This is a genomic window from Natranaerobius trueperi, assembly GCF_002216005.1.
GTDB classification, from domain to species: Bacteria; Bacillota; Natranaerobiia; order Natranaerobiales; family Natranaerobiaceae; genus Natranaerobius_A; species Natranaerobius_A trueperi.
The window spans coordinates 1-25977 of record NZ_NIQC01000020.1 but is presented as its reverse complement, the minus strand read 5'-3'; the positions used below and the strand labels follow the sequence as shown (position 1 = coordinate 25977).

Sequence of the window (25977 nt, the reverse complement as noted above, 5' to 3'; positions counted from 1 at the left end):
TAGAAGAAGCTCTGGATAATCTTGGAATTTCTTCTACTAAATTTCTATTATCAGGTGTGGATGATAATTTTAATGTTGGTTATTTGAATAGTTTATAATCTCTAAAACTTGATCGTTAATATTTTTTAAATTTAATAAAGCAGATATATTTGATTCCTGTATAATTTGTTCTTTAGTTAGATTCATTATCTCATCAGCTATATCAGCGTCTTCGATTTGTGAAAGTGAATCTGAAATATTGGATTGGTAATTATATAAGTTATTATTTGTATGTTCTAGTGCATTAACTTGAGACCCAACGTTTGCTCGTTCTGAATTTACTAAATTAATAGCATTATCAATATCTTCAATAGCTAAATTTGCTTTTTCTTGTGTTTCTATAGAAGTATCGTTAATATTTAGTGTTTTAGTTGAAATACGCTCTAAACTAATATTGAAATTATCACCACTATTTGGACCAGTTTGGATTACTAAGTCTTCATATTTCTTTTTATTTTTATCATCCGGTTCATCGGGTTCTGTTGTTTCTTCTGTGTGACTAAATTTAGCTATGCTATTACGTTTTTGTATACTTATATATTCGTTTTCATTGGTTTGTTGTAATCCTCTTACTAGGTTTTCGCCAGAGGGCATTTCTTTTTCCCATATAATGTCACCATTGTTGTCTACTTTATGCATTTTTTCGGAAGCTCCTATCAAAAAGTTTCCATCATCTGTTTTTCTAATAGTATCTCCAGTAAAATCTCTTGTATCTACATTGTAGTTGATATTATCATTTATAATATTTATGTTTTCTCCATTCGAATCAATTTTGTATAAGCCTTTTTGACCTAAAGCTAAATAATCTCCTGAATTTGTTTGTTTAACAGATGTAAAAGCTTCTTCTTCCATTTTAACTTCCCATAAGGGTTCACTATTTAATTCTTCATCAAATTTCATCGCAAAACCTTTATTAGGATCGTTTGTAAAAGATTCTTCCCCTACTACCATATAACCACCATTATCAAGAGTTTGTATGTCATACCCATAGTAACTACCAATATAATCATGGGTTTTATACGCCCTTTTTTCTGATTCTAAATCACTATCGAACTGTTCTATAACTAAGGAACTTATTTGAGTACCTGAACCTACAAAACTATCCCCTTTTGATTCTATAGAATATAATACATCATTGGTAGCATGATAGAGATCAGAAGACTCTAAAATATTTCCCTTACTATCAAAAATGTAAGCTATTGTAGAACTACGATCATTATTAGATTCAGCAATTGCTACATATTTATCTTGATCTAGCTTACTGATATCATTGATTCTATTATAATCATCAAACCTATCTAGGTCTTTTTCCCAAACTAGCTCACCGTTTTGGTTTATTTTCGCTAACCAACTATTACTGTCTCTAAATTTCCAACCACCACTATTACCGCCTACTATATAGTCACCATCATTTGTAAGTTCTATTGAATTAATGGATACATCTGACGGTAAATGTTTTTCCCACTTCAAATCAGGAGGAGAGTCATTAAGTTTATTATCGCTAATTTCATTTGGAGATGTAACATTTTGCAGCTTATGATTTTTATTTAACAAATTTTTACCGTTAAATGATGTTTCTTTTGCAATAGTTAAGATGTTGTTTTTTAACTGTGAAAATTCGTTTTGTAATCCTTCACGATCTTTGTCAGTTAAAGTATCATTTGCTGCTTGGACTGATAACTCTCTCATTCGTTGTAATGAGGAGTTTATTTCTTTTAGCCCACCTTCAGCTGTTTGAAGTAAAGAGATGCCGTCTTGGATATTTTTCTGTGCTTGCCCTATACCATTAAGTTGTCCTTTTTTTCTTTGTGAGATTGAAAGTCCTGCTGAATCATCTGAAGCTGAATTGATTCTTTTTCCCGTTGATAATCTATTAAAAGATTTTTTGATATTATTTTGATTTTTAATATTTCTGTTTAACATTTTCCTTGGTAGAAAATTGTTTATCTTCATGTACTATCCCTCACATAAATAATTTTTAGAATTAATTTTAGGAGGAGTCGGTTAGAATTACCCTATAATGAATATCCACCTATAGAAATGAAAAATCGAGGGGCAGTATTTAGCTAAAAGAAGCTTCCTAGATTTTTCATTTACCTGACATATATTTTTTACCTTGACCTACTTTACTGTCTTACTATCAACCTCTAATTGTTTTTTCAGAAATGAAAAATCAGTTTTAATAATATCTTCTAATTCAGTTAATTCATGATTTAGGTCTTGTCCGTTTGTAGTGCCTTTAGTAATAAATATTTTATCATGGGTAGTTGATGACATTTGTTCTTGTTCTGTAAATAGGTCTTCGTAGAGTTTTTCTCCGGGGCGGATGCCTGTATAGGTAATTGGTATATCTTTTTCTGGTTCAAAACCTGATAGTTTTATTAGGTTTCGAGCTAGATCAACAATTTTAACTGGCTCACCCATATCTAAGACGAATAGCTCTCCACTATCACTCATACCTCCAGCTTCTATAACTAGTTGAGAAGCTTCTGGTATAGTCATGAAGTAACGGGTCATGTCTGGGTGTGTTACTGTTACTGGTCCACCTTGTTTGATTTGTTCTTTAAAGTGTGGTACTACACTTCCGCGACTGCCTAGTACATTACCGAATCTAACTGCACAGAACCTAGTGGTACTTTCTTTAGATAATTTTTGGATTATTAGTTCTGCTACCCTTTTAGTTGCACCCATAACGTTTGTTGGGTTAACAGCTTTGTCTGTTGATATGAGAACAAATCGTTCACAACCATAGGTTGAAGCTGCTTCAGAGACGTTTTTGGTACCAAATATGTTGTTTTTTACAGCTTCTATAGGGTTTTCTTCCATTAAAGGTACGTGTTTGTGAGCAGCTGCATGAAACACAACATCTGGTTTTTCTTCATAGAAGACTTGAAAGACTTTTTCTCTATCTTTTATGTCTGTTATGTTTGGATAAATCTTATCTTTTGGAAATTTAGATAGTAGTTCTTTATAGATATTAAAGATACTGTTTTCACCATGGCCTAGTATGATAATTTTACTTGGGTTAAAGTTTATAATTTGTCTTACTAGTTCTGAACCTATTGAACCACCGGCTCCTGTAACTAGTACTGTTTTGTTTTGAAGATAACCTGCTATTTGGCTTATGTTTAGGTTTATCGGATCTCTTTTAAGTAGGTCTTCTATATCTACATCACGGATACTATTTACAGAAACTCTACCAGATATAAGATCGTGTACTGCTGGGATTATCTTTGTTTTAACTGAAGCATCACTACATTTTCGGATTATATTTTTAATGTTTTGTTGTGATGCTGAAGGTATAGCAATGATCACTTCATCAATGTGTTTTTTTGTACAAACTTCTTTTAGTTTATCTGTAGAACCTAATACTTTAACTCCGTTAATTCGACAACCCTCTTTTTCAGGATCATCATCTAAAAAACCTACTACTTTTACTGAAAGATCTTCTTGGTGGCGACTAGTTTCTTTTAAAGCCATATTACCAGCATTACCAGCTCCGACTATTAAAACATTTTTGGTGTTTTTTGGTTCAATCTTTGAGAGTCTTAACCGTTTATAGATATTTAGGATTCTAAATCCTAAACGATAACCACCAAGGAGTACTAAATTTAAAAACAAACTTATTAGATAGATACTTCTTGGAAACATAGCCCCAAAAGATACTGTGATGGAAAATACAGCAACAGTACCTATAGTGATAGCTGTACCTAAAACTATCACATCATGAATACTAGCATAATTCCAAAGCCTGTGATAAAGGCGAAAGATAGCACAGGTTAAGATAAAGATAAGTGTCATCCACCAAAAGCTATCTTGAAATAAAAGTATGTACTCTTCTGGGATGAGACCATCAAAACGAAATAATAAGGCCATGATAAATGAAAGATTAAATAAATAAATGTCTACTATGACTTGAAGCCCACGTTTTAAATATTTCATTGTCATGTTTAATCCCCCTTTAGGGTTAAAGTGGTATATTGTAGAAAATTGCTTTGTATAAAATTCTAGGTAAAGATGTTAACTCCTTCCAAAGAATTGAATAAACTTGAATTATGGTTCATTTATCTTGGTACGTTATTAAATTTTTATAATAACATTCACAATTGAGACTACCATTCAGGTTAAAAAATAGAACATTCGGGTTAAAAAATAGAACATACAGGTTTTTAGGTAGGTGATGTTTTATAATTTATAGAAATAAAATTATATATTAAATTTTTAAGAAAATTTGCTTCATATGGGTTGTTTGAGAATTAGTAGAACTACTTTTAAAAATTTGATTCCTTGGTTGAACTGTAAAAACATTCGGGGTAAACTAAAAAGTCTAACCTTAACTCTTTAAGGGGAGGAGGTGTTCACAATCAAGTTGTATGTGGGTATTGTTGTCAGCTTTAAAAAACTTGATATCTTTTTATAAATTAAAATGGCAATAATATTGAACTACGGAAGTAGTTTGATTATCCTGAAAAAGCTCCTATGAAATTATTTCAATACCCGGAGGTAAACAAAATCCATCTATAGTGGGTTATTTTTTGTAGGCAACTTTATGTGTAAGTGTTTCTAAAATATATTATATGAGGAGGTTAATTTATGAGAAAGTTTGTTCTCTTGTTTGTTGTAATGCTGGTATTAGCATTAGGTACCAGTAACGTGCTTGCAGAGAGTGTGACTGATGAGAAAAAAGCAGTACTAGTAGAGGACGGATCTACCAGGGTAGTTACTCATGAAGAGTTAGACGAATTATATCCGAAAGAAGTAGAACTAGATGAGAATAGTGTAACAAAAGTTGATAAAAAAGATTCTATAAGCCCCAAATCCATCACATTTTATGAATATGTAGAAGAAAGTGCTACTGAAGACATTGATTATAGTAAATCAGAGCATGTCACACCTTGGATTGACGGTTCAAAAGATGGAGCAACAGTTTCTTATGGGCAGAGTAAAACATTTTCTAGTTCTTTTGATATAGGTCTATCATCTTCTCAAATAAATGTAATATTAGGAGAATTAGGAGTGTCATATAAAGAAACTACATCTAACGATGAAAGTTTTGGAACCACTTTTAATATAAGCTCTGGTGATGTTGCTCGTGTAAGGTTTGCTCCTATGGTTCGTGAGTCAGAAGGAAAAATTCAAACCTGGAGACAGCTAGAAGGACAGGCGAATCCTAGGCTCAGATCAGAAGAAGCTGCTTCAGCGAGTGTCCTAAAAGAAGTTGGTAATTTTGCAGATGGAATATATTATCTAGAATACAAATAAATTTGAAGTCAGATCTAATGAAGTTGATTAAATAAATATCATCCTATACTACATATTAGGATGATATTTATTTTCTTAAGAAATAATTGAGAAAGGGGGGAGTATGCATAAATCTACAGTTTTCTTTTTTTTAATGATGTTGATATGTATAACTTTAATTGGTATAAATAGCACTGGCGAAAAGGAGCCAACTTATTATACTTCAAAACAATCAGCTATCGAAAATTTATTAAAAGAGAATGATGAAATCCTTACATCAATTAAAATTAACAATTTTCAAGAGGTTTTAGTGATCTATGATAATAAGAATGAAGCAATATTTTTATCTACAATAAGTTTAGATCAAAGTGAAGATGCTTTTTTTATAGAGGATCAAACTAATAGATGGAAAATCGGGGGTAAAACACCGTCTCTTGCTAATAGTGAATATAGTGTAGGGGAAAAAGATATAAATTTATTCTTTTGGAAAGGAGATGAAAAATATGAAAAAATCATGGAAGAAAACGAGATGATCAAAGATCACGAAAACAATATTGATAAGTTTAAAGATGATGTTTTCGTTTTAATTGAGTCTGTCAAGTAATTGGTGTGAACATTTCGATAATGACCTATAAGAATAACTTAATTACAGGATGAAATGCTGGATAAATCGAGGAAGATTCCTTAAACAAGGGGATCATCTTCCTCGATTTATCATTTTTATTGTTGTATGGTAACTAGTGAGTAAAAACTCCTGGTATACAACTACCAAAGAAAATCCTTCGAAATAAATGCTTAATTGTCCCAGTATTTGAGCCCAATTTTTTGTTCTCATAGTACATTTTTTAGTGATATCTACAGTCGTTTTCACAATTTTCTAACTTCTCTAGTTCGTATTTACTTTCCCATTTTTCTTCAAGGTTATCTAGCTCTGTTAAAGCTTTCCTCAGTCGGTGCTCTATAAACACTTTAAGATCGTTACAAAATTCTTTTCGGTCTTTATATGTATAAGCAGTTGTATTTTACTGTTTTATCCCAACTTTCTATAAGTATCTGCGATTCAAATTGATGTCACTCTTAAATTTTAGGAAAGTGGTGGAAGGAATAACGGGAAATATCTAGAATAATATTTTGGAGCTTAATATAATAATAGAAAGGTGTAGTAGATATGTTTTTAATAAAGGAATGGAAAATAATATCAATTGTTGTTTTAATGTTTCTAGTAATTGGTGTTGGGTATCATTTTGTAACATTACAAGATGGTTATAGTAGTACTGATGTATTATTAAAGTTTGAAAATATCCATAGAGGTATGTACCCAGATGGTATAAGCTTTAATAAAAATGATTTACTAGATGATGAGATACTTACTAGATCTATTGAAAATGTAGACAAAGATTTAACGGTATCAGAGTTAAGAGGTCATTTAGAAGTCGAAGGGGTATTTCCCGATGATATTAAGTCTAGATCGGATGAGGCGGTAGATGGATATAATCCAAATGAATATAGACTTAATTTATATGAAGGTGAACTTCTTGGACTGTCACAAGAAGAAGAGTTTTTACTTTTAGAAAATATAGTAAAAGAGTTTGAAGAAAAGTATCAAGTTCATCTAAGTATGGATTATCCTCTTCCTAAGTCTTATAGACAAAATGTAGAGGAAGTTTTACAAGATGATTATCCTTTTGTTCCTTTAGTACTAGAACGACAAGTAGAAACACTAATAGAAAATGCAGAGCATTTAAAGGATATTGAACCAAACTTTGTCTCTGAAGAACTAGATCTTACTTTTAGTGATATTACATATCAACTAGAAAATCTAAAGGATAATAATATCAGTAATATTAGATCTATTATTCAAAAACATAATTTAACAAATGATCCAAACAAAACTTTAAATCGATATGAAAGTGTTTTACAAGAACTAGAACATGAAATATCTGAAAAAGAAGAACGTGCTTCTTATGCAAGGGACTTATTACACCAGATAGAAGATGGTGAATATAGTCCTGAAGGTGAAGAACAAGAAGCAAACATTATTGAAGACCTACTACGTCAAGATTACTTTTCTGAAACATTAGAAAGATCATTAGATGAAGGAGTAGAAGCTGAAGCACTACAAGCTGAATTTTACTACTACCAAGATATAGTAACTAGTTTAGAAGAAGGTGATCTTTTAGAAGGAGAAGAAAAAGAAGAAATAACCTCTGATGTAGATAACGAGATAGAGGTTGTATTAAATCAGATGGAAGATTATAGAGAAGATATTGAAACTATGAGAAGAGATATGTTTTCACAAAATAATGATGAAAGTGTTGAAATACAAGATCAAAGAGAAAGAGGGACTAGTAGAAGTATCATTATTAATTTAGGACTTTTTGGGTTTATTGGAGCTTTTTTTGGTGTCTTTTCAGCTGTTTTAAAAACTCACTCAAAAAAGTTTCATAAAGTAGTATCAGTTTTAACTAAAGAAGAGGGGAAAGACAATGAGTAAAATGGATAATAACCATAGAGTAACTAGAGATGAGAGTACAACAGAACAAGGTTTTGGTGAACAGGAGATAGATTTACGAGAACTTATAGAAGTGTTACTTAAAAGAAAGTGGATTATAGCTTGTGTTGTTGGTCTATGTGTTTTAGCTTCAGGTTTATTTTCTCTTCTACAACGAGAAGAATATGTAGGAGCTGTATTAGAATATAATTTTGAAGAGATTGAAGAAAGTGAGTATCCTAGTGGAGAACCTTTCTCTAAGTCTGATATTATTTCACCTTATATTATCTCTGAAGTTACAGGTGAAATGAACTTAGAAGAACGTGGAATTCGTGCTATTGATATAACTGAAATGGCAGAAGTAAATGAATTATATTATTCAGTTGATGATGAAGATGAAGAACCAGAACCTGCTTATCAATATCAAGTTTCTTTACTTGAACATGGTGATATTGATATTCCTACTCACTTTAAGCGCCAAACTTTATCTTCTATAATCAATAATTACAAAGAAACTTATCAAAGTGAGTTTAGAGAAGAATCACCATTTCCAAGACTAACTGAACATGAAGATATTTTAGATCTTGATTATCCTATTGCTAGTAGAAATATAAGATCATATCTAGATATGTTAGAAGATCATGCAGAAGAGATGGCTGAAGAAACTGAAGACTTTCATTCAACACAACATGGTATGTCTTTTAATGATATAGCACGTCAAGTTGATATCTTAAGAGATACTCAATTTGAAGATATCTCTGCTGCTATTAGTACAAATAGTTTATCTAGAGATAGAGAAGCTGCTATTAGACACTATGAATCTATGATAAATGAACTAAAACTAGAAGAAGAGAAAAAACAAAGAGAAGCTGATTATGCATTAGAATTATTACAAGATGCTGATGAACTACGTACTGGTGAACTACCTTCTATGTTTTATAATGTTATAGAAGAACAAGACCATAGTCTAATAGAAGAGATATATGATAAGTTATATACTGATAATTTCTATCCTCAGTTAATTGAAGTATCATTAGAAGCTTCTAATGATTCTATTGATAAAAAGTATGAAATAGAAAGATTAGAAAATGAAATAAAAAGACTTGAAAGCTATGATGAGGATAATCAACATGAAGATATTGCATCTGAGGTTGAAGATGATATTAAAGTATTAATTAGTGAATTAAACAGTTTAGTGAACATACATAATGAAATTATAGAAGAATATTATGAAGAAAGAGCTAGTGAAGGTATTCAATACGCGATAGCACCTTATAGTGGTGTAGAAGGTGCTAATTTACAACTAAATGTTGCTTTAGGAGCGGTACTAGGTTTAATGATAGGGGTATTTGGTTCTTTCTTTCATGAGTTTTGGACTAGAACAAAAGAACGAGACACTATTATAGAAAATGAGCACAATATGTCAGGATAGATATCGAGCGGCTGTTGCCGCTCTTTTGTTATCCAGTTATATGTTAAGAAATAAATTCAAAAAAACCATGAATTCAAGAAGAAAAACATGAAAGAAAAAGAGAACGAATACCCATTACTAATGAGAACCTAAACCATAAAGCCAAGTGTCAAAATATTTTGACACTTGGCTTGTTCTTGGGGAAATGGAGGGTAATATATGTTTAGTGGCATTAATAACACAATAAAAAGAGATAATTACCGCTGGGTTATATGGGCTGTATGTGCTCTTGCTTTTTTAATAGTATTTTTTCATAGGTATGCTTTAGGTGTAGTTGCAGAAGATTTGGGTTCTGAATTACATTTAAGTGGTACTCAATTAGGTAATTTAATTTCTATGTATTTTTATATCTATGCTATCTTACAGATACCTGCTGGTATTTTAGCTGATACAATAGGTCCTAGAGCAATAACTGTATCTGGTATGATTATAGCGGGTATAGGGTCTTTTATATTAGGTAGCTCTACAATACCTGTAACTGCTTATCTTGGTAGATTTTTAGTTGGACTAGGAGTATCAGGGATACTTATCTGTATCTTAAAGATACAAACTCTTTGGTTTAAACCAAAAGAGTTTGCAACAGTACTTGGTTTAACTTCACTTGTAGGTAATAGTGGTGGTATATTAGCTACTACTCCTTTTTCGTTACTTGTGATGAATATAGGGTGGAGAAGTTCTTTTTATGTTATAGGAATTATTTCAATATTAATTGCTGGTTTACTATGGTTAGTAGTAAGAGATAAACCAGAAGATTTAAACTACTCATCTGTATTAGAACATACAGATGAGAATAACAATATTGATATAAAGTCAGGGTTACTTTATATCATAAAAGATAAATCTACTTGGGTTAATTTTATTATATTAGCTGGAATAATGGGAACTATCATGAGTTTTTCAGGAGGTTGGGGTGTAACTTATTTAATGCATGTATATGACATGTCTAATGATGCTGCAGCTACTCAAGTACTTATATTTACTATTGGTGTTTTAATTGGATCTCCTATTATGGGAAGAGTAGCTGATTTATTTGGTGACAGAAAAAGATTAATACAAGTGGGTTCACTTGTATTTACTGTAGTTTGGGGTTATAAAGTAATTGCTATGAATAATATACTCCCAATGTATCAATTACCTATTGTATACTTTCTAGCTGGTTTTTTTGGTATTTTTATGATGCTAACTCATGCTATTATAAAAGAAATAAACCCACCAAAGTTTTCTGGAGTTGCTATTAGTGTTATTAACATAGCACCTTTTGTAGGTACTGTGATATTAAACTTTGTAATTGGCTGGGTACTTGATTTAACCTGGCAAGGTGAGTTTGTAAATGGTGCTAGGTTATATGAACCAGAAAATTATCAATATGCATTTTTATCATATTTTATAGTTTCTTTGATCGCCTTTATTTTTAGTTTTTACATCAACGAAACTAAAAGATCGTAACTTTAAGTAGGAGTCTTTCATATATTTAGAAAGGCTCTTTTTTTGTATAAGTTTAAAGACCTTAATTATTTGGTTATAATGAATAGAAATTTCGCATATATAATTGGTAGGTGAAAGACTTGTACATTTACAAAGGTAATATTCATATTCATACAAAATATTCTGATGGAACTTCTTCAATTGAAGAAATAGCTAAAATAGCTAAAAAGAATAATTTGGATTTCATTATCATAAATGACCATAGACATCTTTTAGGTAAACAACGTGGGCTAGAAGGTTTTTATCATGATGTATTAGTACTAATTGGTTCTGAGATTAACTTATCTAAAAACCATTACCTTGCTATAGGTATAGATGAAGAGATAATGAGAAATGAAGAAAACCCACAAGAGGTAATAGATGAGGTTAATCGCCAAGGTGGTCTAGGTTTTATAGCTCATCCTTTTGAAAAAGGCTCTCCACTGATTAGTAACAACAAAACTTATCAGTGGACAGATTGGGATGTAGCTGGTTTTACTGGTATGGAAATAAGTAATTATTCTAGTCAGTGGAGAGATGGTGTTAGAACTACCTTACAAGGACTCTATGCTAATTTTATAAATGATCAAGCTTATTTTAATTTTCCAAGTAAAAAAGCATTTGATAAGTGGTTAGAGCTAACTAAAGAAAAACAAGTAGTAGGTATAGTAGGTTCTGATGCTCATGCACCAATATTATCTAAGTTCTATTTTTCTATAACTGTTCTTAGTTATAACTATCTATTTAAGTCAGCAAATAACTACCTATATTTAAAAGAACCGTTAGCAGAAGATTTTGTAACTGCTAAAAAACAAGTTCTAAATGCTCTTAAAAAAGGTAACCTTTATATCTCTCATGATAGGAAAAAACAAGGGGACGGCCTCTTGACATTTCTTAAGGATATGAGTTATAAATATATACCAGGGGATCGGGTAAAACCTGGTAACTACTCATTAATTTGCCAGTTCAAAAATAATGTACCAACTAAACTTAGGTTAAAGCTCTATAAAGATGGTATAAAAATAAAGGAATATCCGTTTCCTTTTCGTGAAAAAATTGACTTTTCATATGGAACATACCATTTAGTTATATCCCGCCCAAATGAAGATAACTGGATTATTTTGAACCCTTTTTATGTTTGGGATTAAAAATTTTTCCAAAAAAATTTTAAAAAAACGGAACAAACTTAAAAGTTAATGCGTCACAATATGTGAATGAAAATTTACCAACAAAAGAAAATGAATGTAACTTATATTATATTAACCAAAAACATTAATTTTTTGGAAGGAATTCTAGTATCAATGTAGAATACATTAACGAGACAGTCATAACATCTCCTGGTAATTAAGGGGATGTTTAATTTCTCAAAAAACTACCTAACACAACTATCTAGATCTTTGAAAATTTAATAAGGAGGTTTAAAGCATGATAAACCATTTCGCATTCAATTTGAACAGATGCAATAGTAGTTATTCATGTATCTTTTCCCTCCGACAGTTTCTGTTAGCTAGCAATGCTTTTTAATATATCGAGGGGCAGCTAGGTCCCAGTAAATAAAGTCCTTTTAAGGGGGTGGTAGTAAACTAGAGGAGAACAGAGGAAGACCTCAACCTTATAGTTTCATTTATGCCAATTGATTTTGGTCGACCAATTGAGCGAGTTAGATCGAACGACTGAAAGACCTTTGAAAAAAGGAAAAATTGAAGGAGGGAAATTATTACATGACTAAAACATTTAAAAAATCATTATCATTAATGACAGCAATCGCCATGGTATTCACTCTATTTAGTGGGGTTGCAATTGCAGATGAACAAGATGATGAAGCAAAAGTTATTAATTCAGCATACGTAGAGGTAGGAGAAACAGAAGTGAATGCTACTACTGTAGCTGAGTCAGTTTATGACAACGTTTATGTTGATTTGGTTAATGGCGAAGAGGAATCATTAACTGGAGATGCAGAAATTGAAGTAGAACTAGAAGAAGACGAAGAAAGTGAATTCTCATTAGACCTTAAAAATGAAGCAGAAAAAGGCGATGAAATTTTTGTAGCAGCTTATGAAGATTCAGACTTAAAAACTTTGATTGAAAAAGAAGAAGTGACTCTAGAAGAAACATTTACATTAAATGTTGGCACTCAATTTGAAGGTAAATTTGCCGCTCTATTTAATAATTATCTAGGTCACGCGGAAGTTGATGAAGACGGTAAAGCGGAAATAACAATTGAAGCTGGTAATGGAGATACAGAACTAGATCTTAAACTTTTTGAAAACGAAGAAGATGCAGAAAACGATGAAAACAGTATAGCTAGTACAGAAGTTACACCTAATGACGTAGATGAAGAAGAAGAAATTGAAGTTAAAATAGAAGACCAAAAAATCACACTTACAATCGTAGATGGTGAAGAAGGATCACTTCTTATGGGAACTGAAGTAGAGATTAATGAAGAACCGTATTTCACAGATGCTCAGGGAGAAGTGGAAGTTGATGAAGTTAAATATGGAGAAGAACTAAATATTGTTAGAGAAGATTTAGAAGGTTCCATTAAGATAACTGAAGGAATCTGGAAAGACGGTGAAAGTCTAGTTCGTTTAACAGAATCCGAAGATGATTCCGAAGATGTAGATCCAAAAGAAAAAGCAGACGGATACAGATCAGCAGGTAGTGACATCAGAGATTTTGACGACGAAGTAGATACAAATGAAAGATCTGAATTTGAAGTTAGGTTCCGTGAATCTGACGGAAGTAGATATCTAGGCGAAGAAGGAGAAGTTCATTTCTACGCTGTGTTTAGCGGAGACGCTTCACATATTATAGACGAAGATGAGCTTTATGACGAAGATGCCGAAAAGAAAGATATCGTTAAAGTATACGACCTAAATAACTCAGAAGATGCAGACGAATACAAAGCAAAGTACAATCAAGAATTTGATCATGAAGATGCAGAAGACAACGAGTTCTTTGTAGTAGCAGAAATTGACGATGGCGATACAGAGTTTGACATTGTTACGACTTCTCCTGGTGATGTTGAAGTAGACCTTTACAGAGGTCAAGACGAAGCTCACCACATTGATGGAGTAACTGTAGACGTAGAAGCATCCGATGAAATTAAATCTGTAGAACTAGAAATAGACGAAGTTGAAGATAGAGACGATATGGATGACGCTTATTATCAGGAAGCAGGCGAAACAATCGAACTTACTGCCACAGCTTTTGAAAACCGTAACGCTTCAGGTTGGGAAGTAGAAGGCGAAGACGTAGTATTTGAATACAGAGAAGTAGAAGACGATCAAGAATGGGACGATGACTGGAGCGAAATCGACACTAAAGAAACTGACAGTGACGGTGAAGCAGTAGTGGAATTTGAATTAACTGATGTAGATGAATATCAGTTCCGTGCAGTAGCAGACGAATGGGATGACGACGAAGAATTCGGTAGCGATGTAGATGCTGATAATTTCTACTATGACGTTATCGAAGATTTCTTAGTAATCCCTGGCGATGCTGACAATATCTCAGAAGACGAAGAAACAGAATTCCATGACATTGATGACACTTACTTTGAAGTTTACTTTGAAATCGAAGACGAATTTGGAAACACTGATTTTCAAAAAGCTCTTGACGCAACTGAAGACGAAGTAGCTGACTTCTTTGAATTTAGAGTCGAAGATCCAGAAGGAAACAGATATGACAGCACAGATGACGATGAAATTAAAGGAATTGACTTCTGCACAGAAGACGACATGTTCTATGTAGAAGTTGACTACTCAGAAATCGAAGACGAAATTGGCGAAGATGAAGCACAAGGTGAATATGAAGTAAGAGGTTCCATTGCTGGAACAACTAGAAGAGCTTATACTACAGTAATGGCAAGAGAATTCGGTGACACAACAGATATGGAAATTAGTGTTGAACCTGTAGTTTTCCATGAAGACTTTGACATTGAAGGCTCTGACTTTGATGCTGATGAAATTGTAACAATTGACCTAATCGACGCAGAAGGTATGGAAGAAGAATACGATCCAGGTGACGAAGATATCGTATTCAGCTCAAGTAACAGTTCAGTAGCTACAATCACTAGATACGATGCTGAAGTAGAAGTACACAACCAAGGTGTAACTACTATTACAGCTCGTCATTTAGAAGAAGATATCGTAGTTCAAGCTGAACTATATGTAGGTGAAGACCCAGATGCAGTAGAAGCAGTTCTTGACCTAGACGTAGATGAAAGAACTGGCGATGTTACACTTTATCTAATCGATGAAGATGGATACAGAACTTACCTTGAAGGTGACGGAGAAGATGCAGACATTTACGATGACTACGAGTACAATGTATACACTGATGCAGGTCTAGAAGTAGTAGAACAAGACGACTTTGAAGATGGATATGCAGAATTCTCCATCGAAGCTGATGCAGACGAAGTATATGAAGTAGTAGTAGTAGCAGAAGACGGTTACACAGTAACTTTCGATGCTGACTTTGCAGCAGAAGACAAAGAAGACGATAAAGATGATGAAAAGGATGAAGAAAGAATATTCATCAACATGACTATCGGCGACACTACTTACCTAACTGATGGTGAGCCAGGAACTCTAGATGCAGCTCCTGAAATCATGAACGGAAGAACTTATCTTCCATTCAGAGCTATCGGTGAAGCACTAGGAGGCTATATTGAGTGGGACGGCGCAGATCAGTCATTCACTGCTGAACTAGATGGTCAAACTGCAGTATTCTACCTAGGCGAAACTTCTTACACAGTAAACGGAGAAGAGCGTGAAATGGACGTAGCTCCTGAACTAGACGAAGATGCAGGTAGAACTCTACTTCCAGTAAGATACGTAGCAGAAGCATTTGATGCTTACGTTGACTGGGACGGAGACGCACAAGAAGTAATCATTGAAAGACTAGTTAAGTAAGCTAAGTAATACAGAGAGACCGCCAGAATGGCGGTCTCTTCTTGTATCTAATCATTTTAAAAATAGACTAACAGGATTATAGAACCAAAGGAGGTAAGAACATGAAACTTTCCATTAAAAAAAGTATTGGATTATTTCTAACTACAGCTTTAATTCTTACCATGTCAGCAGGGATAGCTCTAGCAGGAACTGATTTCAGCTATTCAGCTAGTAGTGTGAGAGATGTTGACCCTGATGACCCTGACACTGGGGACGATGGTGCCGAATTTACTGTTAGATTTAGAGAAGCTGATGGTGAAGTTTTAGAGAATGAAGATGTAGTCTTTTATGTAAGTTCTGATAGAGATACAGAAAATCTCGATATGGTTAGTGATTACGACGAGCTAGATGAAATAATTGATAACGAAGTGTGGAGAATAGAAGCAGAAACAGACGGTGACGGGGAAGTAGTATTTGAAGTATACAGTTCTATTCCAGGAGGAGCCACTATAGAAGTGGGTGACTGGGACGAAGAGGATGAAGAAATGCGTAGAACTGTAAGACGGGGTAGTCAAGATATTCACTTTGGATCAGAGGATATTACTGATCTATATTTAGAAGTAGATGAACGCTATCCTAGAGTAGGTGAAGATTTTATCTTAACTGTAGAAGCTTTTGACGGTAATTTTGAATCTGGGGAAGGTTTAGATATTGTAATAAAAGAAGAAAAAGATGACGACGATTTTGAAGAGATAGAAACTATTGAAACTGATGAAGACGGTATAGCAGAGCTGAGACTCGATCAAAGTCAACTGGGTGATTACAGGTATAAGGCTATATACGAAGGTGACGATGACGATGTAGAATCTGATACTGTAGTGGTAAATATTGATGAAGTAGGCGATATTGACAGAATAGAAGCATATCAAGACACTAAATTTGTAGAAGACGGTCAAGATGACTTTGAAGTCTTCTTTGCTCTATATGATGAATATGAAAATAAAGTTCCTGATACTGATGAAGTTGTCATTACAGTAACTGATCCTGATGGAGATACTTATGATAGAGATAACCGTGAAGTATCTTTAGCTGTTGAAGATGATGAAGATGAAGATACCTACAATATGTTTGTAGTGGAAGTAGATCAGGATAGAATTGATCTACTTGGAACATATGAAATAGAAGCCAGAGTAAGTGGTACTACTATTAGAGATTCAATAGATGTGACTGTTTCTAAATTTGGAGATGTAGATGATTTAGAACTTGAACTAAGTGAAGAGACAGCAGTGGTAGATGACGCTGATGATGACGATTACTATGGAGAAGTTTATTTAATCGATGAAGATGATCTTAAAAGAAAATATGATACTGATGATGAAGAGATCATCTTTAGTACCGACAGTTATTCTGTTGCAGGTATAGATAGAGATACCGGAGACATTACTATCCGTGGTGAAGGTGAAGCAGAGATCAGTGCATATCATAAAGAGACTGGTTTAGAAGCTACCGCTACTCTAGTAGTAGGTGATCAAGCTGAAGATATTGAAATTGAATCAAATATTGAACCAGGTTCTTTATCTGGTGAAGTTAAAATGACTTATGTAGATGAAGACGGGAGAAGAGCTCATGGAGAAGGTGGTTATGTAATCACAAGAAATGATGATGTTGAAGTTACAAATGAAGAAGACTTTGACTCAGGGCGTGCGACTTTTGATGTGGAAGTAGATAGTTTTGGTACTTATGAGCTTAGAGCTATCACTGATGAGGGTGTAAACAAGACCTTTGAAATAACTTTCAGTGAAGAAAAAGAGGAAGAGTATGACCTTACATTTATCGTAGAAGATGAAGATAAAAGCACTGTAGAAGGTGCTAAAGTTAGCATTGACGGTAATACTTATGAAACTGATATGATTGGGTATGTAGAGATTAGTAATTTAGAAGCAGGGTATCAGAGATACACTGTAGAAGCAGATGGCTATGAGACTTATAAAGGCTCTATTACCCTTTCTGATGATACAGATAAAGTAATTACACTTTCAAAAGAAGATAGTGCTTCTAGTCAGAATATTATCATGAGCTTAGATGAAAGGGGATATTTAGTAGACGGAGAAGAAAAAATATTTGAGGTGGCACCTCGTGCTATAGATGGAAGGACTTTTCTTCCCTTTAGAACTCTAGGTGAGACTATGGGAGCTTATGTAGAGTATAACCAAGCAGATCAGTCGGTAATTGCTACAAGAGACGATAGAAGAGTTGTCTTTTATCTAGGAGAAAAAACTGCTTATGTAAATGATGAAGAGTTTGTTATGGATACAAAGCCTTTTGTTGATGATGACTTAGGTAGAACTCTACTTCCTTTGAGATTTTTTGCTGATGCTTTTGATGCTTATGTAGAATATGAACAATCTAATCAACAGATAACTATTAAAGAGTAATGGAGTAAAAAATCAGGGGTATCCTAAATGATTTTTATGATAATCTTTTGGGATACCCCTAGTGTTTCTACTGTTTTTTTACGAGAAAATCAAGCAGAAAGCCCACTGCTTTAGCTGTGGGAGTATGTCAAACTAAATATATTTAAAAAATAGTAGAAAAAATGGAACTTGACAAAGTTAAGTGACGTCTAAATTTATGAAACTATATATTAGGAGTGATAACACACAAATCTTTGATAAACAAGGAGTGAAGACGTATTGAAAAGTAAACTATTTGTTATAGTAACATTAGGTTTTATAACACTAACAACCAGTACAGCTTATGCAGAGGATACTCAAGATGTTACTTTTAGAGTATTTGAAGGTAACAAAGAGCTAGAAAATGTTAATGTTGAATTAGGTGGTTATGAGAAAGAAACTAATGAAAATGGAAAAGTCGTCTTTGAAGAGATGCCTTCAGATATATATAGCTATGAAGTAGATAAAGAAGGTTATAGATCTATAACAGGTAACTTCGAAACAAGATCCGGCGAGGCGATTATTCCTATTGAATTATCACAAAGTAGTGATGATTACCAGTTAAGAGTAGGGGTAGTAGGTAATGGAAGCGTTACCGTAGATGGAGAAGAAATAGACTATGGTTGGTCAGGTGTATATAATGAAGATGAACAAGCTAACCTAGAGTTTGTACCAGGAGATGGCTGGCAAGTTGATGGGATTATAGTAAATGGTGAAAAGTTTGTTTATGATAATTTAAGGCTTTTTATGGAAAAGGATAAAGATGTTGAAGTGATTTTTGGACGTGAAACTGTTGACTATTACAGCGCTACTAGTTCACTAGAAGTAATGGATAATGAAATTTTACAAGACAAGGTAGAAGATAGAGAAGGAATAGAAATAAGGCTAGAACCTGCCACAAGTATAGAGGCAATAGAAGAAGGTGAAAGAGTACAATTCTATGTAGAAACTAGTAGAGGATCTGAAAATATATATATGAGTGATGACTTTCTAGGTGAAGATTTACCGCCTCATGAGCAGGGCGCTGAAGAGAATTATCGAGAAGAAAATATCTGGAATCTAATTGGTGAAGTTAATGAGGATGGATATGTTTCGTTTTACGTTGACAGTACTGAACCCGGTGAATTTGAGTTAAAAGTAGGATCTAGTTTTGACGGGTTAGGTGTGGCAGAATTAATTGAAGAGCCAGTTACAATAAAAGTTGATGGAGATGAGGATATAGAAAATGAACATTCAGCTAATGATCTGTTTGGTTTCTTAAGTGCGCTATTAAAATAACCGCCAAAGGCGGTTATTTTATTTAGGTGCCCACAAAGTATACCTAAAAGGTATTATGAATAGAATGTGTGAAATTAATCACTCATCTATCTTCAAAATAATCTTTTTTCTCTTTTTGATGATCAACAATTAGTTCATCTAACTGTTGACTTAACGTTAAGATCTTTTCATAAGGAGCATTTTCTATAACTAATTCATGAAGTTTGGCCCTTAATCTATTAATTTTTTCGAGACTCATGATATCACACTCCTAAATTTAATGCATTGTTCATTTTACCAAATTTTGTCGTATTAGAAAATAGAATAATTCCATTGCAGAAATTATTCTATTTTCTAAAAATTATAAACTGTGACAGTTTTGAAGTTATTAAAGTCCTAATTACGTTAGTAATGAAATTTAGAAGGGAAAATTAAATTTAAAAAGAAGATATATGTATTAGAATAATTTATAAGTAAAGGGTGATATAATGTTAAACTACAAAAAATTGATACCAGCTATGTTATTACTATTATCAGTACCCAATGTTTCTTCTGCTGAAGAAGAAATACATGTAATGGTAGAGGATGAGCTTATTGAATTTACTGATCAAAAACCATATATTGATGATTCAAATAGGACACAAGTACCTGTTAGGTATGTAAGTGAGGCTTTACAAGCTAATGTTGATTGGGATGGCTCACAAGATTTAATCTCCATTCAGCGTGGGGTAGATACTTTAGAACTAGTGGTTGGTGAAAAAGAGTATCAGTTAAACGATGATACTAAAACCATGGACACAGTACCTAAGATTTCTGATAATAATAGAACTATGGTACCGTTACGTTTCATATCTGAGGGGTTAGGGACAGAAGTAGAATGGCATTCAGATGATAATTTAGTCACTGTTTATGAAGAAAAAGAAGAAGAGAAAGAAAGTGATGAAGAAATAAGAAGAAGGTTAGAGTCAGAGCTAGAAGAATTTTACATTAGAGATGTTAACTTAGATGAGTATGATAAGATTTTAACTTTAGAAGAAACAAAAGATAAAGTATTGCATTCTTGGCAAGCACAGCAAATAGAGGTAAGCCTTGGGATGGCTGATGCTGGTGTTAACATGGCACAGAAACAACATGATGACCTAGAAGATTTGGTGGATAGTACATCTGACATATCAGATGATTTAAATTCAGAAAAGAGAAATCTTGAAGATAAGCGAGATCAATTAGAAAGAGAACTTGAGGAAGAAATAGAAAAATTAGAAGAATTAGAACAAGGATTTGCGGGTAATGGTTATGACTATGTAGTAGATGGAGACGATTTACCTTCTGATATAGATTTTGGAAGAAATGATAACAATGACGAAAATGGAACAACGACTGAAGAAGAATTTGAAGAACAATTAAATAAAGTTACCAAGATATATTTAGAGCTTCAAAAAGTTGAAATGGAGTTAAGAGCTGTTAATGGACTGATTGATGCAACTGATCGAATGGAAGAGGAAAACTTTACAGATGATATACTTTCTGAAGCTGAACAAAGCGTAATAGAAATCGAACAGCAACGAGATCTAGCCTATAAAGAGTGGGAAGAAAAGGGACAAAAGGAACTTCAATTTGCTGTTGAGAGCATGTATGTAGGTCTTTTAATGTTAGATAAACAATTAGAATCTCTAAATATTGATTATGCTAATGCTAAAAGGGATTTAGATGAAGAGATAGCAAGAAAAGAAATTGGTCTAAGTACTGGGTTAAATGTAGATACTTTAGAAATGCAAAAAAATGAAGTGAAAAATAACCTTGAAAGTGTTAAGAATGAAAGGGAAAACTTACAAAGAGAACTTAAAACATTTATAGGAATCCCAATAGATGATTCAATCTATTTAGAATCTATCGAACCTAGCATAGACAGTTTTAATGTCAATATTGATGATACTATAGATTATGCTCTTAATGATGGTGTTGAGATAAGATTAAAAGAAAAGAAGGTAGATCATGAAGAAGATAATTTAGATTGGATGGAAGAGCAACATGGTTCTAATAGTGAAGAATATGATATGAAAAGATATGAACTAGAGCAGGCTGAAATAGAAAAAGAAATGATAGAGGAGGATATAGAGAAGAAAGCATATTCAAGTTACAATAGTTTCAAAGAAGCGATGAATGATGTAGAGTTAGCAAAAGAAGCATTAGAGTTACAAAAAGAAGCAGTAAATGTTGATGAAATAAGATTTCAAAATGGTATGATTTCAGAAACTGAGTACTTGAATAGTATGACAGAACCAATCCAAACAAAAAATTTATATGAAATGGCTAGACTACAAGCATATTTAGCTAAAAGAGAACTTTTAATGTTAGATGAACATGGTATCATGGTTGATGGATTAGGGGATATGGATACACAGTCACAAGGTATAGATCAAGGAATTAATGATATGGAAAAAGAACGGTAATGGGATAAACTTTGAGCATGTTAACAAGTGTCGCTTATTTTATAAGCGACACTTGTTTGTGTGTGCCCGGCATGGGTATAAGCTATAGGGTGAAAGTCTCGGACAGCGAAGGTAGTAGTAGCTGTAGCTCAAGACAAGGGTGGTGGAGGTGACTCTATCATCTGAAGGAAGTCAGCGGCAAATTTTCGCCCCGAGGGACACAAATCTCATACACTCCAAGCAAACTGAAGAGTCTCGAATCGTGGTTAAGTCGTAGGTTGAGAATCTTATTTCACTTGAAGTTTCTTCATGTAAAGCGTATGAATGGGGTAATTCCCGGAAAGCTTATAGGCGTCTAGTTAAAAGTCCAATACTACAAAGAACCCTAGACGGAAGCCTATTAGATTGGTCTAGGGCTTGAAAGTCTTGTGTCTAGATATGAATTCTTACGTCAGATATAATCTGGAACCGCCCCCTATCTTAATTGATCCCCCTAGTTTAAGACTGGGAACTGAGGGGATTTTTTTCTTTGTTGGTAGAATAAACTATGTGATTATTAACCAATTAATAATAAAAATTTTAACTGTTTTTTCAGTTGTATTTACAGTATTAGGGCGAAAAGCCCACGATTGAAAGAGTGGGCTTTTCGCCCTAATACTGTAACGTTAGACCTATTTACATAATATTAAAAATAGGTCATAATCGTTATAAAGATTGTCGAAATACAAAATTATACAGTACCAAGGGATAATAGAAGTTTTAGAAGAGAAGACGGTAACAATTGCAGAGAAGAAAGGGTGGTATATTTGTAAATGAGAAGATACCAATACTTATCATAAAATCTACTAAATGTTGTCTTAATTAATAGTTTTATAGTTGGTAGTTTGCTATATCTTATAGAAAAAATTTAAAGGATGGTGTATAGTATTGAGAAATAAAAGTTCTATTAAATTAAAGTTGATTATTATTCCATTACTGATAACTTTTGTTGCTATAGCTGGGATAGGAGGAGTATCTTCCTATTATATTAGAGAGAGTTTATTTGAGCAGATGAGAGAAAATGGGTTCGAATTATCCCATAGGATCATTAGTCAAATGGAAGATAATGAAGAATCAATAAATGTTATCAATGACATGATCGAGGATACTATCAGAACAGCAAGTAGAAATGTCATCAGTAATCATGAAAATCTTTCAAATGAAGTAGTAAAACAGATAGCTGAAGATTCTGAATTAACAGAACTAAATGTTTTTAATGAAGATGGTGAAATAATCTATAGCTCAATTGAAGAATATGTTGGCTGGGAGCCACCAGAAGATCATGTTTTAAATGAGTTTATAGAAAGCAATGACGATGAATTAATGGAAGATATTAGACAAGACACAGAATCAGATGAATATATTAAATATGGTTACTTAATAAACCCAGAAGGTGGATTTGTACAAGCTGGTGTTTCAGCTAATCAGGTTGAAGAACTTCAAGATTCCTTTGATATTCAAAATACAGTTAATGATTTAGTAGAAGAAAATAATATTGTTTTTGCTTTATTTACATCAAAAGATCTTAAAATAGAAGCCCATAGTAATGAAGATAGAATAGGTATGGAAGTAGATGATGAAGGCTTAAAACAGGCAGCAGTTCATAAAGAACATTTTACTGATGAATATTACTATGAACCAGAAGATGTCGATGTTTATGATGTCATAGTTCCTGTTGAAATCGATGGTGAACATGTTGGTGCTTTAAATATCGGTTATTCTATGGAAGAGGTACAAGGAGCTGTATATGAAAACTTACTAAGGGTTGGTATCATAGGATTAGTTACCTTCTTAATATTAAGTTTAATATTATATAGATCATCTAACTACGTAGTAACAACCTTAGGTAAGTTACGAGATCATCTAAATAAGTTATCATCAGGCAATTTTGCAGATAACCTAACAGATAAAGAACTAACTTTAAAAGATGAACTAGGTGAAATATCAAAATCTATTGATACAATGCAAAATTCTGTTGTTGAAATGATCCGTGACATTCACTATAAATCAGAACAAGTAGCTTCATCTTCACAAGAACTATCAGCTACTAGTGAAGAATCAACACAATCAGCAAATGAAGTAGCAAAGACTATTGAGGAGATTGCAAATGGTGCTAGTACACAAGCTCAAGATACAGATGAAGGTGTAAAAGAGATTAATGATTTAGGTAATTACATACAAAAAAATCACACTGATGTTGAAAACTTAAACAATACTGCAGGTAAGGTAGATACATTAAAAGATGAAGGACTAACAATAGTTGAAGATTTAGTAAATAAAACTGAGCACCTTAATACTAGAACTACAGAGGTAAATGATATCATCTTAAATACAAAGAATAGTGCTGAACAAATTACAGAGGCAAGTGAAATGATAAAAAACATTTCTGAACAGACAAACCTACTTGCCTTAAATGCAGCTATAGAAGCTGCTAGAGCAGGTGAAGCAGGACAAGGGTTTTCTGTTGTAGCTGATGAGATTAGAAAGCTTGCTGAAGAATCCAGTAAATTTACTGAAGAGATAGACTCCATTATTAAAGATCTACTAGAAAAAAGTAACTACGCTGTAACTACTATGGAAGAGGTAAAAGAAATAGTTGATTCTGAGAAAGAAAGTGTTGAACAAACTAGTACCAAATTTAGTGGAATAAAAGATGCGATAGAACAGGTAAAAGAAGTACTCCAAGATGTAAATGACTCAGGTAAAGAGATGGAAGAAAAGAAAGATAAGATTATAAGTGTTATGGAAAACTTATCTTCTATTTCAGAAGAAAATGCTGCCGGAACAGAAGAAGCTTCTGCATCTGTTGAAGAGCAAACTGCTGCTATGGAAGATATTTCTAGAGCTAGTGATTCCCTTGCAAAGTTATCTGAAGAAATGAAAACAAGTATAGATAAATTCAAGTATGAATAATTGCTTACTAATAAAGAGCGGTTGAATTCACTTTGTGTGAGTGCAACCGCTCTTTTATCTTTTAGTTATCTTCCTTGTCAAGTCTTGCTGTTGAAATACCAAGGACACCAGGAATAGCAGGTACTTTTTTAGCAATAGCTACTATAACAGTAATAGGGGCTAAGAATAATATAGGTGAGATTGTTGGTTATTTTAGTAGTGGGAGGTTAGTCCACAATTTGAGTATCAAAGTGAGCGTCAAACTATCCCCACATAGTAAAACAACTAAGACTGTGTCATAATTCCCCCAACTAACTAAGGTAGGGGGAATTTTCATGTCACAACCTAAAAACAAATATGAAAGGCGAAGAGAAAGCTGGAAACAGCACATAGCCGAGTTCAGATCTAGCGGCATGACCACTAGAGAATGGTGCAATACACACAATTTAAGCATCACTAAACTGCGTTACTGGCTCAGAAAATACAAAGATGAAGATTTAAATAATCACAATAATACATCTGATACTCAGTGGCTTCCGCTGAAAGTTGATGATGCCAGCCAGGTAGAAAAAAAAGACACTTCCCAGATGACAGTAAAAGTTGGTCAGGCTTCCATAGAAGTAGGATCTGATTTTGATAAACAATTACTAAAAGATTTAGTCAGGACTCTTTCGGAACTATGCTAACAGAAACCAGTGTAGAAAGAGTCTACCTGGCAGTTGGTAAAACTGATTTGAGAAAGTCAATAGATGGTTTGGCAGTGTTAGTACAACAGAGCTTTGAATTAGATCCATTCTCTCCATGCCTGTTCGCTTTCTGTAATCGCAAAAAAGACAAGATTAAAATACTCTACTGGGACTCATCGGGCTTTTGGCTGTACTACCATAGATTAGAAGAAGGTAAATTCCAGTGGCCCGATGATACAACTACACAGACAGTAAGCATAAGCTACCGTCAACTACGCTGGTTACTCGACGGGTTAGCTTTAGATCAACGAGAGGCTCATAACCAAGTAACTAAGAATAAAATTTTGTAAAAATCACTGATTTCAAAGGTTTTTAGTACAAAAAGTCGAATTAAATTAGTATGACAAATCAAGAGAAAGCAATCCAACAATTACAAGATAGATGCAGTGCATTAGAGCGAGAAAATGTCAGGTTAGAGCAAGAGAATAAACTGCTCAAAGAACACTACCAGCTTAACCGACATAAACAATTTGGAAGCTCTAGTGAAGTAACTCCAGATCAGATGCAGCTTTTTAACGAAACTGAAAAAGAAGCTGATGCTTCTGTAAAAGAGCCTGAAC

General features: G+C 33.3%; 18 protein-coding genes and 1 pseudogene. 15 read left to right on the top strand and 4 right to left on the bottom strand.

Features of this window, described 5'->3' with window-relative positions:
- Positions 1 to 69: 69 nt before the first annotated feature.
- Together CDO51_RS09010 and CDO51_RS09005 are read right to left on the bottom strand one after the other, a co-directional pair.
- Complete coding sequence (locus tag CDO51_RS09010; protein WP_089023950.1) at positions 70 to 1992, bottom strand: flagellin N-terminal helical domain-containing protein; 1923 nt, start codon at positions 1990 to 1992, stop codon at positions 70 to 72.
- A gap of 168 nt (positions 1993 to 2160) precedes the next feature.
- A complete protein-coding gene (locus CDO51_RS09005; RefSeq protein WP_089023949.1) occupies positions 2161 to 3987 on the bottom strand; it encodes a polysaccharide biosynthesis protein in 1827 nt (608 codons plus the stop codon).
- Positions 3988 to 4632: 645 nt separating this feature from the next.
- Between CDO51_RS09005 and CDO51_RS09000 the strand changes: the two genes are divergently transcribed.
- A complete protein-coding gene (locus CDO51_RS09000) occupies positions 4633 to 5301 on the top strand; it encodes a hypothetical protein (RefSeq protein WP_089023948.1) in 669 nt (222 codons plus the stop codon).
- Positions 5302 to 5404: 103 nt separating this feature from the next.
- Positions 5405 to 5884 carry a hypothetical protein gene (locus CDO51_RS08995; protein WP_089023947.1) on the top strand — a complete coding sequence of 160 codons (480 nt, stop codon included), beginning with the start codon at positions 5405 to 5407 and terminating at the stop codon, positions 5882 to 5884.
- A gap of 174 nt (positions 5885 to 6058) precedes the next feature.
- Here CDO51_RS08995 and CDO51_RS15430 read toward each other — a convergent pair.
- A pseudogene (locus tag CDO51_RS15430) lies at positions 6059 to 6302 on the bottom strand (IS256 family transposase); the annotation flags it as partial.
- 146 nt (positions 6303 to 6448) lie between these two features.
- Here CDO51_RS15430 and CDO51_RS08990 point away from each other — a divergent pair.
- The 7 genes from CDO51_RS08990 (at position 6449) to CDO51_RS08960 (ending at position 19332) form a co-directional block, all read left to right on the top strand.
- The gene (locus tag CDO51_RS08990; RefSeq protein ID WP_089023946.1) at positions 6449 to 7774 is read left to right on the top strand and encodes a hypothetical protein; all 1326 of its coding nucleotides are present in this window, start codon (positions 6449 to 6451) and stop codon (positions 7772 to 7774) included.
- On the top strand, positions 7767 to 9203 hold the full coding sequence (locus tag CDO51_RS08985) for a Wzz/FepE/Etk N-terminal domain-containing protein (RefSeq protein ID WP_089023945.1): 1437 nt from the start codon (positions 7767 to 7769) through the stop codon (positions 9201 to 9203). Before CDO51_RS08990 ends, CDO51_RS08985 begins: the two co-directional genes overlap by 8 nt.
- 198 nt (positions 9204 to 9401) lie before the next feature.
- Positions 9402 to 10688 carry an MFS transporter gene (locus tag CDO51_RS08980; RefSeq protein ID WP_089023944.1) on the top strand — a complete coding sequence of 429 codons (1287 nt, stop codon included), beginning with the start codon at positions 9402 to 9404 and terminating at the stop codon, positions 10686 to 10688.
- Between the two features lie 119 nt (positions 10689 to 10807).
- Positions 10808 to 11854: a CehA/McbA family metallohydrolase gene (locus CDO51_RS08975; protein ID WP_089023943.1), complete on the top strand. Its 1047-nt coding sequence runs from the start codon at positions 10808 to 10810 to the stop codon at positions 11852 to 11854.
- 573 nt (positions 11855 to 12427) lie between these two features.
- Positions 12428 to 15622 carry a copper amine oxidase N-terminal domain-containing protein gene (locus tag CDO51_RS08970; protein WP_089023942.1) on the top strand — a complete coding sequence of 1065 codons (3195 nt, stop codon included), beginning with the start codon at positions 12428 to 12430 and terminating at the stop codon, positions 15620 to 15622.
- A gap of 101 nt (positions 15623 to 15723) precedes the next feature.
- Entirely contained in the window at positions 15724 to 18036 is a 2313-nt protein-coding gene (locus tag CDO51_RS08965) for a stalk domain-containing protein (protein WP_089023941.1), read from the top strand.
- A 258-nt stretch (positions 18037 to 18294) separates the two neighbouring features.
- Entirely contained in the window at positions 18295 to 19332 is a 1038-nt protein-coding gene (locus tag CDO51_RS08960) for a hypothetical protein (RefSeq protein WP_089023940.1), read from the top strand.
- 82 nt (positions 19333 to 19414) lie between these two features.
- Here CDO51_RS08960 and CDO51_RS08955 read toward each other — a convergent pair whose 3' ends face one another.
- Positions 19415 to 19570 (bottom strand): aspartyl-phosphate phosphatase Spo0E family protein, encoded by a 156-nt coding sequence (locus CDO51_RS08955; protein ID WP_089023939.1) that lies wholly within the window; start codon positions 19568 to 19570, stop codon positions 19415 to 19417.
- A 229-nt stretch (positions 19571 to 19799) separates the two neighbouring features.
- Between CDO51_RS08955 and CDO51_RS08950 the strand changes: the two genes are divergently transcribed.
- From CDO51_RS08950 to CDO51_RS08925, 6 genes are all read left to right on the top strand, one after another.
- Complete coding sequence (locus CDO51_RS08950) at positions 19800 to 21761, top strand: stalk domain-containing protein (RefSeq protein ID WP_089023938.1); 1962 nt, start codon at positions 19800 to 19802, stop codon at positions 21759 to 21761.
- Positions 21762 to 22667: 906 nt separating this feature from the next.
- Positions 22668 to 24692 (top strand): methyl-accepting chemotaxis protein, encoded by a 2025-nt coding sequence (locus CDO51_RS08940; protein ID WP_089023937.1) that lies wholly within the window; start codon positions 22668 to 22670, stop codon positions 24690 to 24692.
- A 74-nt stretch (positions 24693 to 24766) separates the two neighbouring features.
- A complete protein-coding gene (locus tag CDO51_RS13515) occupies positions 24767 to 24973 on the top strand; it encodes a hypothetical protein (RefSeq protein ID WP_143824702.1) in 207 nt (68 codons plus the stop codon).
- Positions 24974 to 25006: 33 nt separating this feature from the next.
- Positions 25007 to 25357, top strand: a complete 351-nt coding sequence (gene tnpA / locus CDO51_RS08935) for an IS66 family insertion sequence element accessory protein TnpA (RefSeq protein ID WP_089023936.1) — start codon at positions 25007 to 25009, stop codon at positions 25355 to 25357.
- Complete coding sequence (gene tnpB, locus CDO51_RS08930) at positions 25351 to 25707, top strand: IS66 family insertion sequence element accessory protein TnpB (RefSeq protein ID WP_089023935.1); 357 nt, start codon at positions 25351 to 25353, stop codon at positions 25705 to 25707. Before tnpA ends, tnpB begins: the two co-directional genes overlap by 7 nt.
- Positions 25708 to 25757: 50 nt before the next feature.
- The coding region (locus CDO51_RS08925; protein WP_476703720.1) for an IS66 family transposase at positions 25758 to 25977 on the top strand (220 nt) is incomplete at its 3' end.

Excerpts from the sequence above, each read along its gene's own strand:
- CDO51_RS09010 (WP_089023950.1), bottom strand. The coding sequence starts at position 1,992 with ATGAAGATAAACAATTTTCTACCAAGGAAAATGTTAAACAGAAATATT.
- CDO51_RS09005 (WP_089023949.1), bottom strand. The coding sequence starts at position 3,987 with ATGACAATGAAATATTTAAAACGTGGGCTTCAAGTCATAGTAGACATT.
- CDO51_RS09000 (WP_089023948.1), top strand. The coding sequence starts at position 4,633 with ATGAGAAAGTTTGTTCTCTTGTTTGTTGTAATGCTGGTATTAGCATTA.
- CDO51_RS08995 (WP_089023947.1), top strand. The coding sequence starts at position 5,405 with ATGCATAAATCTACAGTTTTCTTTTTTTTAATGATGTTGATATGTATA.
- CDO51_RS08990 (WP_089023946.1), top strand. The coding sequence starts at position 6,449 with ATGTTTTTAATAAAGGAATGGAAAATAATATCAATTGTTGTTTTAATG.
- CDO51_RS08985 (WP_089023945.1), top strand. The coding sequence starts at position 7,767 with ATGAGTAAAATGGATAATAACCATAGAGTAACTAGAGATGAGAGTACA.
- CDO51_RS08980 (WP_089023944.1), top strand. The coding sequence starts at position 9,402 with ATGTTTAGTGGCATTAATAACACAATAAAAAGAGATAATTACCGCTGG.
- CDO51_RS08970 (WP_089023942.1), top strand. The coding sequence starts at position 12,428 with ATGACTAAAACATTTAAAAAATCATTATCATTAATGACAGCAATCGCC.
- CDO51_RS08965 (WP_089023941.1), top strand. The coding sequence starts at position 15,724 with ATGAAACTTTCCATTAAAAAAAGTATTGGATTATTTCTAACTACAGCT.
- CDO51_RS08955 (WP_089023939.1), bottom strand. The coding sequence starts at position 19,570 with ATGAGTCTCGAAAAAATTAATAGATTAAGGGCCAAACTTCATGAATTA.
- CDO51_RS08950 (WP_089023938.1), top strand. The coding sequence starts at position 19,800 with ATGTTAAACTACAAAAAATTGATACCAGCTATGTTATTACTATTATCA.
- tnpA (WP_089023936.1), top strand. The coding sequence starts at position 25,007 with ATGTCACAACCTAAAAACAAATATGAAAGGCGAAGAGAAAGCTGGAAA.
- tnpB (WP_089023935.1), top strand. The coding sequence starts at position 25,351 with ATGCTAACAGAAACCAGTGTAGAAAGAGTCTACCTGGCAGTTGGTAAA.